Source organism: Rhizobium sp. SU303, from assembly GCF_021052345.1.
In the GTDB taxonomy this organism is placed as follows: Bacteria; Pseudomonadota; Alphaproteobacteria; order Rhizobiales; family Rhizobiaceae; genus Rhizobium; species Rhizobium laguerreae.
The window spans coordinates 1,616,339-1,629,882 of record NZ_CP088095.1 but is presented as its reverse complement, the minus strand read 5'-3'; the positions used below and the strand labels follow the sequence as shown (position 1 = coordinate 1,629,882).

Below are 13,544 nucleotides of genomic sequence, written 5' to 3'. Positions count from 1 at the left end.
ACATGACTTTGAAGATCCTGGCGAACCTGCCGCGCGTCGGCGGTCGGAGGATCGTGCGTGGTCCAACAATGGAGGTGCTAATGAGCACGCGGAAGACAATCTTGATCACGGGCGCGTCCCAGGGGATTGGGGCAGGACTGGTCAGATCGTTCCTCGAACGAGGCTACAATGTCGTCGGCACATCGCGCCGTGTCACGGAAGCAATGCTGCCGGACGCTCCGGAACACCTGGAACTGGTCGATGGCGACGTGGGCGATCCAGTGACCGCCGGACGCGTAGCGCAACGCGCGATCGAACGCTTCGGATCGATCGACGCGCTGGTGAACAACGCGGGCATTTTCTTCACCAAGCCGTTCCTCGACTACACGATCGACGACCTTCGGCAGCTTACCGCGACGAATGTCGAAGGATTCATCCACTTCACCAAGCACGCGATCCGGCAGATGCTCCGCCAGGGATCGGGCGGAAGTGTCGTCACGATAACGACCTCGCTGACAGACCACCCGATCGCCGGCGTGACCGCGTCGTTCGCCATGATCACCAAGGGCGGCCTGAATGCGGTCACGAAGAGCCTCGCGATGGAATTCGCCAAGGACAACATCCGGGTGAATGCCGTCGCTCCCGGCATCGTCGACACGCCGATGCATGAAAAGGATCCGAAGGACTTTCTGAAGTCTCTCTCGCCAATGGGCACGATCACCGCCGTCCCGGAGATCGTCAACGGCGTCGTCTATCTGACGGAATCCACCAACATCACCGGGGAGGTGCTGCACGTCGACAACGGCGCACATTTGGGAAAATGGTAGTCCCTGGCGCTGACGCACGATTGCGGGATCTTGAGATCGAGCTCCCTCCCCCGCCGACACCTTTCGGCGCTTATGTCGAGGCGGTCCAGGTCGGCACGCTTCTCTTCCTGAGCGGAATGCTCCCAGTGATCGGACACGAAGCGGTCTACTACGGGCGCGTCGGCGAAGGTCTTTCGGTCCCTGAAGGCTACAACGCCGCCCGTGCTGCCTGCCTCAGCGGGCTCGCCGCGGCGAAGGCACACCTCGGATCTCTGAACAAGATCAGCCGTATCGCCAAGCTCGGCGTCTACATCGCGTCGCCCGGCGATTTCCAGGAACACCCGAAGGTGGCCGACGGGGCATCCGAGCTTCTGCGCGACGTGTTTGGCACGTCATTGGTTCCGCCCCGAATCGTCCTTGGCGTCTCCAGCATACCGTTGGGAATGCCGGTCGAAATCGAACTCGTGCTCGAGATCGAATCCTAGCGACATCATTCCAACGACCTGAATGGAGTTATTCATGAAACTCAGATCACCCATCTCGACGAGCGCAATTATCTCGTCATCGAAGTTCCTGACGGCTGCGGCAGTGCTCATGCTTCCGGCACTCGCGCTTTCCGGGCAGACGATGGTCGCGGAGACGACAGATCGTCCCACCGACTCCAAGTCACAGCCTGCGAGCGAGAAGCCCCAAATCCGGATCGAGAAGCGCACACCCGCATATTGGCGCGTCACCTTCGACAATCCGCCCTTCAACATATTCGGCCCGGAGACCATTCCGCAGATGGAGGCGGTCGTCGCGGAGATCGAAGCGGACCCGAGCCTGAGGGTCGTCGTCTTTGACAGCGCGGTGCCGGGCTTCTTCCTCACCCACTATAACTTTACGCCGCCGCTCTCCGAATCCACGAGCCTTCCCTATGGAAGGACCGGCCTCCACCCCCTGCCGGACATGCTCGTTCGCATCAGCAAGGCGCCCGTTGTCTCCATCGCCCTCATTCGCGGGCGAGCCACGGGCGTCGGCAGCGAACTGGCGCTCGCCAGCGACATGCGGTTTGCCAGCAAGGAGAATGCAATTCTTTCTCAATGGGAGGTCGGAGCCGGCTTCGTTCCGGGTGGCGGTCCGATGGCGCGCCTCCCGCGTCTGATAGGCCGCGGCCGCGCGCTCGAAGTCCTTCTCGGCTCCGATGACATCAACGGCGAGCTTGCCGAGGAATACGGCTACGTCAACCGTTCATTCGACGACGACAAGCTGGACCCGTTCGTCGATGCGCTCGCCGCCCGGATTTCTGGTTTCGACCGTCAGGCGATCGCTGATACGAAACGCCTCGTCGATTTCGCCAGCCTCCCGAGCGATCCGGAAATCGGAGCGGGCTGGGACGCGTTCATCCAGTCCGTCCAGCGCCCAGTGGCGCAGAAGAACATCGGCCGCCTGATGGAAATGGGACTTCAGACGAACCCGGACGTCGAAGAGCGCCTCGGGCACTACACTCAGACTTTGGCCGACAACTAGGCCAAAGCCGCGCCCGCGCGTTGGAACGGCAGGTCGCGCGGGCGCACATCCTGCCAGTCGTCCCCTCAGAGAAATCGCGCGGTTCCCAGCCGCGGAGATCTTCCGCACCGACAACCCAACCAGCGATGGAGAAGTCACATGCACAGCATCGAAAACCAGATCGTCGATTCCAGCTTTTCGGCAATCATCAACGCACCGATCGAACAGGTGGATATTCCGAAGTGGTGCTTTACCCTGCCGGAGAAGGAATACCAGGGCTGCTCTCCGGCGCACATCGCTGCGGGCTTCACGACGGCGCCCGACGGCACGCGCATGTCGATCAATGTCGAGACGATCGGCGGAAGCCTGATGGTCCAACATTACCTCGAAACCCTCGGCGAGAAGGATCATCTCGTCCTTGATTCCGATTCCGACGTGTTCACGCCAAATGGCCGCGTGACGATCCATGTCACCTGGGAACTCAGCGTCAAGAAACTCGACGCGGGTCGATGTGAATTCACCAACCGCGTCAGGTCCTATGCAACGGACGAGATGATGGCCTTCCTCGACCGCCAGGGCATCCCCTTCGAGATCTTCCGGACGCAGCGGCAACCGATGTCGATCGCACACAACAAGGGCGAGACTCCCCTGTTTGCCGCAAGCATCGAGCGGGCGGCGCTGAAGAACGCCGCCTCCACGAAAGCGGCCTGATCAACGGAGGAATCCCTATGACCCAACTGTCTTTCGACCGGAATAATACAGGTCTGCTGGTGGTCGATCCGTACAACGACTTCATTTCCGAAGGCGGCAAGATCTGGCCAAGGATCAAGGAAGTGGCCGAGGCGAGCAACTGCGTACCGCACATGCTCCAAATGCTGAACGCGGCGCGCGAGGCGAAGCTTCGCGTCTTCTATGCTATGCATCATCGGTATCGCGCCGGCGATTACGAAAATTGGAAGTTTATCGCTCCTATCCAGCGCGCGGCATGGCATCGCAAGAGCTTCGAGTTCGGCACCTGGGGCGGAGAATTCCGCGCCGAGTTCGTACCACAGCCGGGTGACGTCGTCGCCTCCGAACACTGGTGCTCCAGCGGCTTCGCCAACACCGATCTCGATCTCGAGCTGAAGCGGCATGGAATCCAGAGGCTTATCGTGATCGGGCTCGTTGCCCACACCTGCATCGAGGCGACCGTGCGCTACGCCGCCGAACTCGGATACGACGTGACCGTCGTCAAGGACGCGGTGGCCGATTACTCGCAGGAGATGATGCATGCCGCTCTGGAGGTCAACCTCCCCAACTATGCCAGCGCTATCGTCGACACCACGGAAGCCATCGAAGCGATCGGCCTTACACAAGCGGCGTAAGCTTGCATCTCGGCGGCATCAGCATCTGGCGAGCGTTCGCGGACGCACGCCGAATCTCCCATCAAAATCGAAAAGTAATACTTTTTAACCCTCCAGGGTTGGCATGCCCTTCGCCGGCACCTATGTGAGTTCGACAGCCGACTGCCGCCGATCTATTTCGATCCTCCAATATGGTACAGAGAGGCGGTCATGGCTCCCAATTCGAAAGGATCCACATGACATTCTCCGGAGACCTTCTCATCGGCGGCTCAAACGTGCGTGGCGCGGCTGCGACCTTTTCCGCGATAAACCCTGCCAACGGCGGTGCAATGGACCCGACTTTCGCGGGCGCGACGAAGGCGCAGGTGGAGATGGCCACGGCTTTGGCGTGGGACGCGTTCCCGGTCTACAAGGAGACGACGCTCGAAGATCGGGCGCGCTTCCTGGAAACCATCGCTGAAGGCATCATCTCACTCGGCGACGACCTTATCCTGCGAGCGATGGACGAAACTGGCCTGCCGCGCACACGGATCGAAGGTGAACGCGCCAGAACTGCCGGACAGTTGCGCCTGTTCGCGAAAGAGGTCCGCGACGGCAAGTTTCAGGAGCTTCGCTTCGATCCGGCCGACGCTGACCGCAAGCCTGTTGCTAAACCGGACCTTCGACTGAGAAACATTGCTCTCGGTCCGGTCGCCGTATTCGGAGCATCGAACTTTCCTCTCGCATTCTCTGTCGCTGGCGGCGACACAGCCTCTGCCCTTGCCGCCGGCTGCCCTGTTGTCGTCAAAGCTCACTCTGCCCACCCCGGAACGTCCGCGCTCGTTGGCAAAGCAGTCGTGGATGCCGTCACGGCATGCGGTCTTCCACCTGGGACGTTTGCCCTTTTGTTCGATGCAGGATTCGAGGTGGGACAGACCCTCGTCGCCGATCCCCGGATCGGTGCCGTCGGATTCACCGGTTCGCGCCGCGGCGGTACCGCGTTGATGAAGATCGCCTCGGAGCGGAAGCAACCAATACCTGTCTACGCCGAGATGAGCAGCATCAATCCCGTCATTCTTTATCCGAGCGCGCTTCGTAATCGCGGATCCAAGATCGGAACATCGTTCGCATCCGCCCTAACCCTGGGCGCGGGCCAGTTCTGCACCAATCCAGGCCTGATCATCGCCGTCGATGGTCCTGGACTCGATGCGTTCATCGAAAGTGCCGGTGCAGCAATTTCGGAAGCGCAGGCCCAGACCATGCTGACGGGCGGCATCTGCGAGGCCTACCGCAAGGGTGTGGCAAGGCTGTCGTCGTCATCGTCGGTCTGGCGGGTCGCTGCGGGGAAGAACGGAACTTCCTATCAGGCCGCGGCCGCGCTCTTCGAAACGACTGCCGCAGTATTCCTCGGAGATCCCGCGCTGCAGGAAGAAATCTTCGGCGCCTCGGGACTGATTGTTCGCTGTAAGGACGAAACGGAGCTACGTGAAGTCATCGAATCCTTGGAGGGTCAGTTGACGATCGCCCTGCACTTGGATGCCGAGGACATCGCGGCCGCCTCGACGATCATCCCGCAGTTGGAGCTTCTCGCGGGCCGACTTCTCGTCAACGGCTTCGGAACCGGGGTCGAGGTATCCCCGGCGATGGTCCATGGGGGACCGTATCCGGCCACGTCAGACGGTAGATCGACCTCAGTCGGGACACTGGCGATTTATCGATTCCTGCGGCCCGTTTCCTACCAGGACTTTCCGGCGGAGCTGCTTCCGGAGTCACTTAGACGGTCATAAGCGCACTCGGGCGATGACGAAGATGCCGGGCAGGCGTGAACCGCCGCGTCGGCCCCTCAATCAGACGGGTACGCGGGAAGCGGCTTAGGAGCGGTGTTTTAGGCTTTCGACAAGAACGAATCTTTTGGACCTATCCATCCCAAGGCCGGTATCAAGGACTTGAAGATGCGATCTCTCGTGCTCCTCCAATATCTGATACCGATCTCGGCGCGGAACGCCGAACGCTTCGACAACGACATCGTTGGCGACGTCGAGCAGCGTCTGAAGTTCGTCGACGCTGCGCCTTTGAAGACGTGGATCCTTACCAGTGGCATTGGTCATCTCCTTCATCGGTGCGGTGCTTCGTCATGACGCCGATCCGCATCCCGATGGCGTGCAGCTCGCACCGGAATTCCGAGAGCTGAGGTCACCCATGTTACGACCTCCGCCACCTTCGGAAGGCGCGAAAGCAGACTTCGTCCGTGACACATTTGAGCATGATGCCAGCACCCCTGTCATCGTGGCGAGGACGACTGCTTGCCGTCCTTTTGAAATCCACGCTTTGAGGGCGATCGGCAACTTAAACTCAGGCATGGAACGTGGCATCCTGGGGAATCGCTGCGGGGCAATATCGGGGCGCCGGAATGTTCCGCGACAAGTTCGGTATCAACTTCTGCCTCGCCGCCTCATATGCGTTCCAGTCATCGGCGTCCGGAACGGATGGAAGCGTCACCAGCTCACCCATATCCAGGCCCGCGAGAGCGGCGTCCACCGCGTCGTCGGCCTTCATGACGATACTGTCTGGCAGGTGCTCGAGTGACCCCCCGGCGGATTCCCAGAAGGGCGTCTCCACGGCCCCTGGAAGGACTGCTTGAACGCGAACGTTCTTTTCGGCGAGTTCCTTGTGCAGCGAGAACGTCAACGCGAGAACGAATGCTTTCGTGGCGCCGTAGACGCCGTTGAGAATTTCGGGGGCGAGAGCAAGCGCCGAGGCGACGTTGATGATAGTACCTTGCTCCCGCGCCACGAACGAAGGAGCGGCGGCGTAGACCAGGCGGGTCAACGCCGTGACGTTGATCCTGATCATGCGCTCCATGTCCTCAACGTCAGACACAAGGAGTGGCTGTACCGCGCCAACGCCTGCGTTGTTGACGAGCATGTTGATCGATGGGTCGCTGCGAAGAAACCCCTCTGTCTTGAGTAGGTCCTCCCTGGCGCCGAGATCGGCTCTCAGCGTCGTCACGCGGCGCCCCGTCCCGCGAGTAACCTCTGCGGCCACGTTCGTAAGTCCATCCTGACTGCGCGCCACGAGCACGAGATCATAGCCTCGTCTGGCGAGCCTATCGGCATAGATCGCACCGATACCTGAAGATGCACCTGTAATCAGAGCTGTTCCTTTGGACGATTGCGTCATCTAGCGTCTCCGTGCTGAGCGTCCGCGGGCGTGCTGCCCATCCCGACTGTTGGCGTTTGTCGTCCTTAGGGATCGTTCGGATTCCGCCCGGAATCCATTGGACGAAGGTATCGGCGATACCTTGGAAGGGGTTTTCGTGAGCGATCGCAGATTGGAACCGACACCATCGGACAATGGACGCGACCGGTGCGCGAGATCATCGTAGCGCCGTCTGCTAGCAGTCCGCAGGGACACACAGAGGGAGAAGGTGAATGACCGTCCAGGAGCGCAGCACTCAGTCTGCCACCGCCGTGAACGACATCGACATGAAGCTTGAGGTCGTTGTGATACCGGTATCCGACGTTGATCGCGCGAAGTCATTCTACACAGGCCTTGGCTGGAGACTTGACGCCGATGTTTCTGGCGCAGACGGCTTCAGGGTCGTCCAGGTAACGCCTCCAGGATCGTCCTGCTCGGTCATCTTCGGCAGGAACGTCACTGCGGCCGTCCCGGGATCAGCGCAAGGACTCCATCTCATCGTCTCGGACATCGAGATGGCCCATGCGGCACTCGCCGCTCGCGGCGCCGAAATGAGCGGGGTCTTCCATGACGCGGGTGGCGTGTTCCATCACAAAGGCACCGATGGGCGCGTTGCCGGCCCCCACCCCTCTCGCGCCAGCTATGGCTCGTTTGCCTCCTTCAGCGATCCTGACGGAAACGGATGGCTTTTACAGGAAGTGACCGCGAGACTTCCTGGCCGCATCGAAGCCACGGGTGCAGCCTTCAGCTCCGCCGCCGATCTTGCAAACGCGCTTCGTCGTGCCGCCGAAGCCCATGGCGAACATGAGAAACGCATGGGTGGGAAACACGACGATGAATGGCCGGACTGGTACGCCGAATATATGGTGAGCGAGCAGTTGGGCGGTCCTCTCCCGATTTGATTACAATTGTGCGTGGCGGCGCTGAATGAGGCCAAGCCGGGACGAGCGGCATCGCGGGCTCGCTCATTTTCCGCTGAAACCGACACCATTGCACAATAGTTGGATACCGCCAGGGTGATGCATAATGCGTTGACGACATCGTCCTCGCAAAAGCATGGAGCGACGGTCGGACGGCTACCGGCTACGACAATCAAATTAGATGTTCCAGCTTATGAAGGGATATTGTGACGACGCAGAACCCGGACAATATCCATGCAGACAATCCTGCGCTGCCGCGGCATGCTTCAGCCCAGATCGCCGCCGCAGGCGGCGCAATATTTGGCTTTTCGTTAAGGGCCCAGAGAACGCAAGACAGCCACAGCGCGACGAAGGCGCATCGACAATGACGACCGAGCGCGCGCTGGTGTCTGTCGTTGATGATGAGTCGGTCAGAGAGTCTCTTCCCGACCTGACCCGGATATTCGGATACGACGTCCGTGCATTCTCCTCTGCCGACAAGTTCTTGGATTCCGAATGGGTATCAAGAACGAACTGCCTGATACGCGACGTCGCTATGCCTGGCATGTCCGGTCCCGAACTTGAGGAAGAGTTGATCCGTCGCGGTGACCGAATTCCAGTCGTCTTCATCACAGCCCACAAGGACGAGAACGATCGAATTCCCCTCATGCAGAACTGCGCGGTTGCCTGCCTGTTCAAGCCGTTTAGCGATGTCGCCCTGCAGGAAACGCTGGATCGGGTTTTCGCCTAGGAGACTGTGAGCTCGCGTGCAATCTCAGCATAGTCTGGCCCCATCCGACACCATAGGACAATGTACGAGAGGTGGCGGAAACCATACAGTGCACGAAAAGGGTAGGTCAGCCCTTGAAAGGACATGCATGCAGACGGAACTCGGTCGGGTTCTCGACGCGCTGCCTGGGATGGTGTTCAGCGCTCTCCCGGACGGACGCATCGATTTTGTGAATAGGGACCTGGCCCATTTTTCCGGCGTCCCGATGGCCGAGACAAACGCGTGGGAATGGCCGGTGCACGGGGAACCTGCGGAGGCGTCGATGATCGTCGATAGGTTTCGATCGATGCTATCTCGGGACGAGCCATTCGAGATGGATATCCCAACCCTGCGGGCTGACGGCGAGCGCCGCCTTCTGAGGGTCCGGTGCAACCCCATGCTCAAAGACAGCAAGGTCCAGAAATGGTATGGTCTTGCCAACGAACGTGAGCTTGCAAGCACGGATAGTCGTACCGAGCACGAAACGGACTTTCAGCGCATCGTGGATAGCATTCCTGTTCCAGTCGCGGTCACCACACCGACTGGAGACGTTGAAGCATTGAACAATCCTGCTCTCGAATACTTCGGCATGACGCTGGAGGAACTGAAGAACTGGAAGGCGATCGAGGTCGTCCATCCCGAAGACCTGCAGCATACCATCGCCGATCAGCTCGAGGCCCACAGGACCGCGACCTTCTACAATGTCGAAAGCCGTCATCTCCGTTCGGACGGCGTCTATCGCTGGCACAATGTGCTTGGCTTGCCCTTCAAGGACCGGGACGGAAATATTCTACGTTGGTTTCATCTTCTCGTCGACATCGATGACCGCAAAAAGGCTGAATTGGCGCTTGCCATGCGCGAGCGCGAAGCGCAACTGGTATTGGAGAGCATCCCGGCCGGGATCGCCGTCCTGGCTCCAGATGGAAAGGTCGAGGCGATCAACGGACCGCTGTTGAGGTACTACGGACGCAAGCTCGAGGAGCTGCGCGATTGGGGCAACACGGATGTTGTGCATCCGGACGACATGCCCCGAATGATCGCAGCCGTGTCGGATGCCGTCGCATCCGGATCTCCGTATGATAGAGAGGTGCGTCTGCGGCGCGCCGACGGAACATATCGCTGGTTCCAGGTCACCGGACATCCCTTGAAGTCGGAGGATGGCAAGATCATCCGGTGGTACGCCCTTCACATGGACATCGACGATCGGAAGCAGGCAGAAGAAGCGCTGGCGGAACGTGAACGCGAATCGCGATTGGTCATCGACGGCATAGCGGGAATGATTGCGATCTTTTCTCCGGACGCCAAACTGATTGGCGGCAACCAGCAGATAATCGACTATTTCCAGCGCCCTATCGAGGAGCTCGACAACTGGGCGACGAATGGGATCACCCATCCCGACGATCTCCAGATCTGCATCGACAGTTTCATGGGAGCCATCGCGACCGGAGAACCCTATGACTACGAGACCCGCTTCCTCCGGCATGATGGAACATGGCGCTGGTTTCAGCTTCGCGGGTTGCCATTGCGAAACACGGACGGTCAGATCGTGCGTTGGTATGGGCTGCTGACGGATATAGACGATCGAAAACGTACCGAGGAAAATCTCCGCAGAAGCGAAGCTTTTCTGGCCGACGCCCAGCGGCTCAGCAAAACAGGAAGCTTCTCGCTCAAGTATGGCACCGACGAGGTCACCTGGTCGGCGGAAACTTATCGCATCTTCGGTATCGATCCTTCCACGGGAGTGACGCTGCGCACGATTCTGTCGCGCCTAGATCACGACAGCTTTGCAAGGGTGCAGCGCGTCCTCGAACGCGCGCGCGAAGGAAGTGGTGACTTCGACTACGACATCACGCTGGTTATGCCCGACAAGTCGATGAAGCACGTTCGCGTCCTGGCTCACAGCGAGCGAAACAAGGACGGCGAGCAGGAACTGACTGGCGCAGTGCAGGACGTAACTGAAAGCCGGCGGGCAGAAGAGACACTCAACCAGGTTCGGTCCGAGCTCGCCTATGTCACGCGCGTTACAAGCCTTGGCGTGCTGACGGCGTCGATCGCCCACGAGGTCAATCAGCCTCTTGCCGGGATCGTCACCAATGCGAACACGTGTCTTCGCGTCCTGGCTACGGAACCGCCCAACATGGAGGTCGCGAAAGACACGGCTCGCCGTATGATCCGCGATGCCAACCGGGCCGCGGACGTGATCGTCAGGCTGCGGGCGCTGTTCAGCAGAAAACCTCCGATCATCGAGCCGATCGACATGAACGAGATCGCAAGCGAAGTGGTCGCCTTGGCATTGAGCGACCTCCAGCGGGCGCGCGTGTCAGTCGCGACAGAATTCGGCCATAACCTGCCACCCGTCGCAGGTGCCCGTGTCCAGCTCCAGCAGGTGATCATGAACCTGCTCCGAAACGCCATCGAGGCTCTGGCTGGGATCAACGACAGGCCGAAGCAAATCATAATCAATACCCAAGCAGATCCGACAGGTGAGGTCCAGGTTTCAGTGAGTGACGACGGAGTCGGATTCGCCTCGCAGGAGATGGGACGGATCTTCGACGCTTTCTATACCACCAAACCCGATGGCATGGGCATCGGACTATCTGTCAGTCGATCCATAGTCGAAAACCACAATGGACGGCTGTGGGCGAAAGCGAACAATAGCCATGGCGCAACAGTTGCGTTTGCCATTCCGACATATGACGTTGCCGGAGAACCTTGCGACGTTGAAGTTCGAGACAGGCCCCACTCGCCCTCCGGGACAGTTCGATGAGAAAGCGATCAAAGTTCGTATCGGTGATCGATGACGACGAGTCTGTACGAGAAGCTCTCCCAGACCTGCTCCGATCGTTCGGTCTGTCGGTGGAAGCATTTCCATCCGCGGAGGCCTTCCTCGGATCGCAGGCACTGGAGACCAGTGACGGCATCATCCTGGACGTGGCAATGCCGGGCATGACCGGTCCCGAATTGCAGCGCGAGCTTAGACGTAGAAATCTACGCTTTCCGATCATTTTTGTGACCGCATTCGCTGACGAGATGGTGCGCGCGCGCCTGATAAGCGACGGAGCGGTGGGGTGCCTGTTCAAACCGTTCAGTGATGACGAGCTGCAGAATGCGCTCCGCCTCGCTTCCCTCGTGACCTGACGGTCCCCTCGCAATCTCGGTCATGGAGAGTAGTGTCACACAATTCCGGCATTATGGCGCAAGTGCCGGGCGTTTGCTCCATAATGCCGGACATTTTTTGAACACGCTGCCAATCCTGGTTTGGAACATTAAGGCAGACGGTTATGTCGAGTTCCGACGAAGGCGCATCTCGAAATCCGCGGAACCACCCCTGGCGACCGCATCGTGCCAACTATCGCGGACCCACTCGATGTCATTTGGATGAATTGTCGCCGTCCAGCCGCGTTCCCGAAGCTCTTTTTGCCCTGTTGCTCAGACTAACCCAGGCAGGATGTCGAAAGGTTTCCAGAGGTCTGCTTCCATACCTCACTTTCCCACAGTCAAGGCGCGGTCATTTTTTGAGTACTCGAAGCAATCTCGTCATCCGAGATGTTGTACCTTCGTAAAGGTCTCAGGTGCTTTGTTACATTGCGAGGCTTGCAGAGGCGCAACGAAGAACATCGTACATACTAAAGTGTCGGCGATACCATGGTGCAATAGTCCCCACGCCTGTTCAGTGTGACCTTCCTCCTATCAACCCTAGCAAACACGCAGGAGGATGCCATGCCCCGCATACAGCCCGAAGTCACACGTCGAACAGTTCTCGCCGTCGCCGCAGCCGCAGGCGCGATGGGTATGCTCCCAGGAACACTCGCCGCTTCGACCACAACCCCCGACATCACACCGTTCAAGTTTTCGGCCACCGACGAGCAGCTTAAGGATCTTCGACGTCGTGTTGCAGCGACCCGCTGGCCGGACCGCGAGACGGTGACGGATGATACGCAGGGTGTGCGGCTTGATACGATCCAGAAAGTCGCCAAGCACTGGAAGGGCCATGACTGGCGCATGGTCGAGACCCGGCTCAATTCCTTCCCGCAGTTCATGACCGAGATCGACGGTCTCGACATTCATTTCATCCATGTGCGCTCCAAGCACGAGAAGGCGCTGCCCATCATCATCACCCATGGCTGGCCGGGCTCGATCATCGAGCAGATGAAGATCATCAAGCCACTCACCGATCCGACCGCCTTCGGCGGCACGGAAGCCGATGCCTTCCACGTCGTCATCCCCTCGCTGCCGGGCTATGGCTTCTCGGGCAAGCCAAAGCAGCCCGGCTGGAATCCGCCACGCATCGCCAAGGCCTGGGCCGTGCTGATGCAGCGTCTTGGTTACACGAAATACGTGGCCCAGGGCGGCGACTGGGGCAATGCCGTTTCCGAACTGATGGCGGTGCAGGAGCCTCCGGGCTTGCTCGGCATCCACACCAATATGGCAGCGACCGTGCCCGCTGATGTCGCCAAGGCGCTTTCGGCCGGCAGCCCGGCCACTGCAGATCTTTCGGCCGATGAAAAGCGCGCCTACGAGCAGCTCGACGATTTCTACAAGAACGGCCTCGGCTATGCGATCGAGATGAACAACCGGCCGCAGACGCTTTACGGCATCGTCGACTCGCCCATCGGCCTCGCCTCTTGGATGCTCGACCATGACATCCGCAGCTACCGGATGATTGCCCGTTCCTTCGACGGCGAGAAGGAGGGCCTCACGCCTGACGATATCCTCGACAATGTCACGCTCTACTGGCTGACGAACACGGCGATCTCCTCGGCACGGCTCTACTGGGACAATGCGCATTTCCCCTCGGGCGGTTTCTTCGATCCGCGCGGCATCAAGATCCCGGTGGCCGTCAGCGCCTTCCCGGATGAGATTTACCAAGCGCCGCAGAGCTGGGCGGAAAAGGCCTATCCGAAGCTCATCCACTACAACAGGCCGGAAAAGGGCGGGCATTTCGCCGCCTGGGAACAGCCGGAGCTGTTTACGGCTGAGCTTCGCGACTCGTTCAGGCCGCTGCGCAACCAAATCTAAGAACCTGGATTAGAAGTTTGAGTTGGGCTCAAAGATTGAGGAGTCTCGAGGCCAAGCATGTCAG

The 13,544-nt window shown here is 59.7% G+C and carries 14 protein-coding genes; 11 read left to right on the top strand and 3 right to left on the bottom strand.

Annotated features, from left to right (window positions below; translation table 11 throughout):
* The first annotated feature begins 80 nt into the window (after positions 1–80).
* The 6 genes from RlegSU303_RS08105 (at position 81) to RlegSU303_RS08080 (ending at position 5,382) form a co-directional block, all read left to right on the top strand.
* Positions 81–806, top strand: a complete 726-nt coding sequence (locus RlegSU303_RS08105; RefSeq protein WP_168278211.1) for an SDR family NAD(P)-dependent oxidoreductase — start codon at positions 81–83, stop codon at positions 804–806.
* Positions 800–1,270: a RidA family protein gene (locus RlegSU303_RS08100; protein WP_168278209.1), complete on the top strand. Its 471-nt coding sequence runs from the start codon at positions 800–802 to the stop codon at positions 1,268–1,270. Before RlegSU303_RS08105 ends, RlegSU303_RS08100 begins: the two co-directional genes overlap by 7 nt.
* A gap of 34 nt (positions 1,271–1,304) precedes the next feature.
* Entirely contained in the window at positions 1,305–2,294 is a 990-nt protein-coding gene (locus RlegSU303_RS08095) for an enoyl-CoA hydratase/isomerase family protein (protein WP_131720423.1), read from the top strand.
* Between the two features lie 138 nt (positions 2,295–2,432).
* Entirely contained in the window at positions 2,433–2,984 is a 552-nt protein-coding gene (locus RlegSU303_RS08090) for a hypothetical protein (RefSeq protein ID WP_074068764.1), read from the top strand.
* 17 nt (positions 2,985–3,001) lie between these two features.
* A complete protein-coding gene (locus tag RlegSU303_RS08085; protein WP_168271668.1) occupies positions 3,002–3,637 on the top strand; it encodes an isochorismatase family cysteine hydrolase in 636 nt (211 codons plus the stop codon).
* A 215-nt stretch (positions 3,638–3,852) separates the two neighbouring features.
* Complete coding sequence (locus tag RlegSU303_RS08080) at positions 3,853–5,382, top strand: aldehyde dehydrogenase (NADP(+)) (protein ID WP_231283634.1); 1,530 nt, start codon at positions 3,853–3,855, stop codon at positions 5,380–5,382.
* An 84-nt stretch (positions 5,383–5,466) separates the two neighbouring features.
* Here the strand turns inward: RlegSU303_RS08080 and RlegSU303_RS08075 are convergent, their stop codons facing one another.
* The gene (locus RlegSU303_RS08075; protein ID WP_231283633.1) at positions 5,467–5,712 is read right to left on the bottom strand and encodes a tautomerase family protein; all 246 of its coding nucleotides are present in this window, start codon (positions 5,710–5,712) and stop codon (positions 5,467–5,469) included.
* A 235-nt stretch (positions 5,713–5,947) separates the two neighbouring features.
* The gene (locus RlegSU303_RS08070) at positions 5,948–6,775 is read right to left on the bottom strand and encodes an SDR family NAD(P)-dependent oxidoreductase (protein WP_168271670.1); all 828 of its coding nucleotides are present in this window, start codon (positions 6,773–6,775) and stop codon (positions 5,948–5,950) included.
* Between the two features lie 251 nt (positions 6,776–7,026).
* Between RlegSU303_RS08070 and RlegSU303_RS08065 the strand changes: the two genes are divergently transcribed.
* From RlegSU303_RS08065 to RlegSU303_RS08050, 4 genes are all read left to right on the top strand, one after another.
* Entirely contained in the window at positions 7,027–7,695 is a 669-nt protein-coding gene (locus tag RlegSU303_RS08065; protein ID WP_168271671.1) for a VOC family protein, read from the top strand.
* Between the two features lie 382 nt (positions 7,696–8,077).
* Positions 8,078–8,443, top strand: a complete 366-nt coding sequence (locus RlegSU303_RS08060) for a response regulator (RefSeq protein WP_168341904.1) — start codon at positions 8,078–8,080, stop codon at positions 8,441–8,443.
* A gap of 127 nt (positions 8,444–8,570) precedes the next feature.
* Complete coding sequence (locus RlegSU303_RS08055; RefSeq protein WP_231283632.1) at positions 8,571–11,228, top strand: PAS domain-containing sensor histidine kinase; 2,658 nt, start codon at positions 8,571–8,573, stop codon at positions 11,226–11,228.
* Positions 11,225–11,599: a response regulator gene (locus RlegSU303_RS08050; protein WP_168278198.1), complete on the top strand. Its 375-nt coding sequence runs from the start codon at positions 11,225–11,227 to the stop codon at positions 11,597–11,599. Before RlegSU303_RS08055 ends, RlegSU303_RS08050 begins: the two co-directional genes overlap by 4 nt.
* A 141-nt stretch (positions 11,600–11,740) precedes the next feature.
* Here RlegSU303_RS08050 and RlegSU303_RS34520 read toward each other — a convergent pair whose 3' ends face one another.
* A complete protein-coding gene (locus tag RlegSU303_RS34520) occupies positions 11,741–11,830 on the bottom strand; it encodes a hypothetical protein (RefSeq protein WP_445944751.1) in 90 nt (29 codons plus the stop codon).
* Positions 11,831–12,181: 351 nt separating this feature from the next.
* On the opposite strand from RlegSU303_RS34520, the gene RlegSU303_RS08045 reads away from it, so the two are divergent.
* Positions 12,182–13,480 carry an epoxide hydrolase family protein gene (locus tag RlegSU303_RS08045; protein WP_131720414.1) on the top strand — a complete coding sequence of 433 codons (1,299 nt, stop codon included), beginning with the start codon at positions 12,182–12,184 and terminating at the stop codon, positions 13,478–13,480.
* Positions 13,481–13,544: the final 64 nt, after the last annotated feature.

Bases quoted from the DNA above. Each gene is read 5' to 3' on its own strand.
- RlegSU303_RS08105 (WP_168278211.1), top strand. From the start codon at position 81: ATGAGCACGCGGAAGACAATCTTGATCACGGGCGCGTCCCAGGGGATT.
- RlegSU303_RS08100 (WP_168278209.1), top strand. From the start codon at position 800: ATGGTAGTCCCTGGCGCTGACGCACGATTGCGGGATCTTGAGATCGAG.
- RlegSU303_RS08095 (WP_131720423.1), top strand. From the start codon at position 1,305: ATGAAACTCAGATCACCCATCTCGACGAGCGCAATTATCTCGTCATCG.
- RlegSU303_RS08090 (WP_074068764.1), top strand. From the start codon at position 2,433: ATGCACAGCATCGAAAACCAGATCGTCGATTCCAGCTTTTCGGCAATC.
- RlegSU303_RS08085 (WP_168271668.1), top strand. From the start codon at position 3,002: ATGACCCAACTGTCTTTCGACCGGAATAATACAGGTCTGCTGGTGGTC.
- RlegSU303_RS08080 (WP_231283634.1), top strand. From the start codon at position 3,853: ATGACATTCTCCGGAGACCTTCTCATCGGCGGCTCAAACGTGCGTGGC.
- RlegSU303_RS08075 (WP_231283633.1), bottom strand. From the start codon at position 5,712: ATGAAGGAGATGACCAATGCCACTGGTAAGGATCCACGTCTTCAAAGG.
- RlegSU303_RS08070 (WP_168271670.1), bottom strand. From the start codon at position 6,775: ATGACGCAATCGTCCAAAGGAACAGCTCTGATTACAGGTGCATCTTCA.
- RlegSU303_RS08065 (WP_168271671.1), top strand. From the start codon at position 7,027: ATGACCGTCCAGGAGCGCAGCACTCAGTCTGCCACCGCCGTGAACGAC.
- RlegSU303_RS08060 (WP_168341904.1), top strand. From the start codon at position 8,078: ATGACGACCGAGCGCGCGCTGGTGTCTGTCGTTGATGATGAGTCGGTC.
- RlegSU303_RS08055 (WP_231283632.1), top strand. From the start codon at position 8,571: ATGCAGACGGAACTCGGTCGGGTTCTCGACGCGCTGCCTGGGATGGTG.
- RlegSU303_RS08050 (WP_168278198.1), top strand. From the start codon at position 11,225: ATGAGAAAGCGATCAAAGTTCGTATCGGTGATCGATGACGACGAGTCT.
- RlegSU303_RS08045 (WP_131720414.1), top strand. From the start codon at position 12,182: ATGCCCCGCATACAGCCCGAAGTCACACGTCGAACAGTTCTCGCCGTC.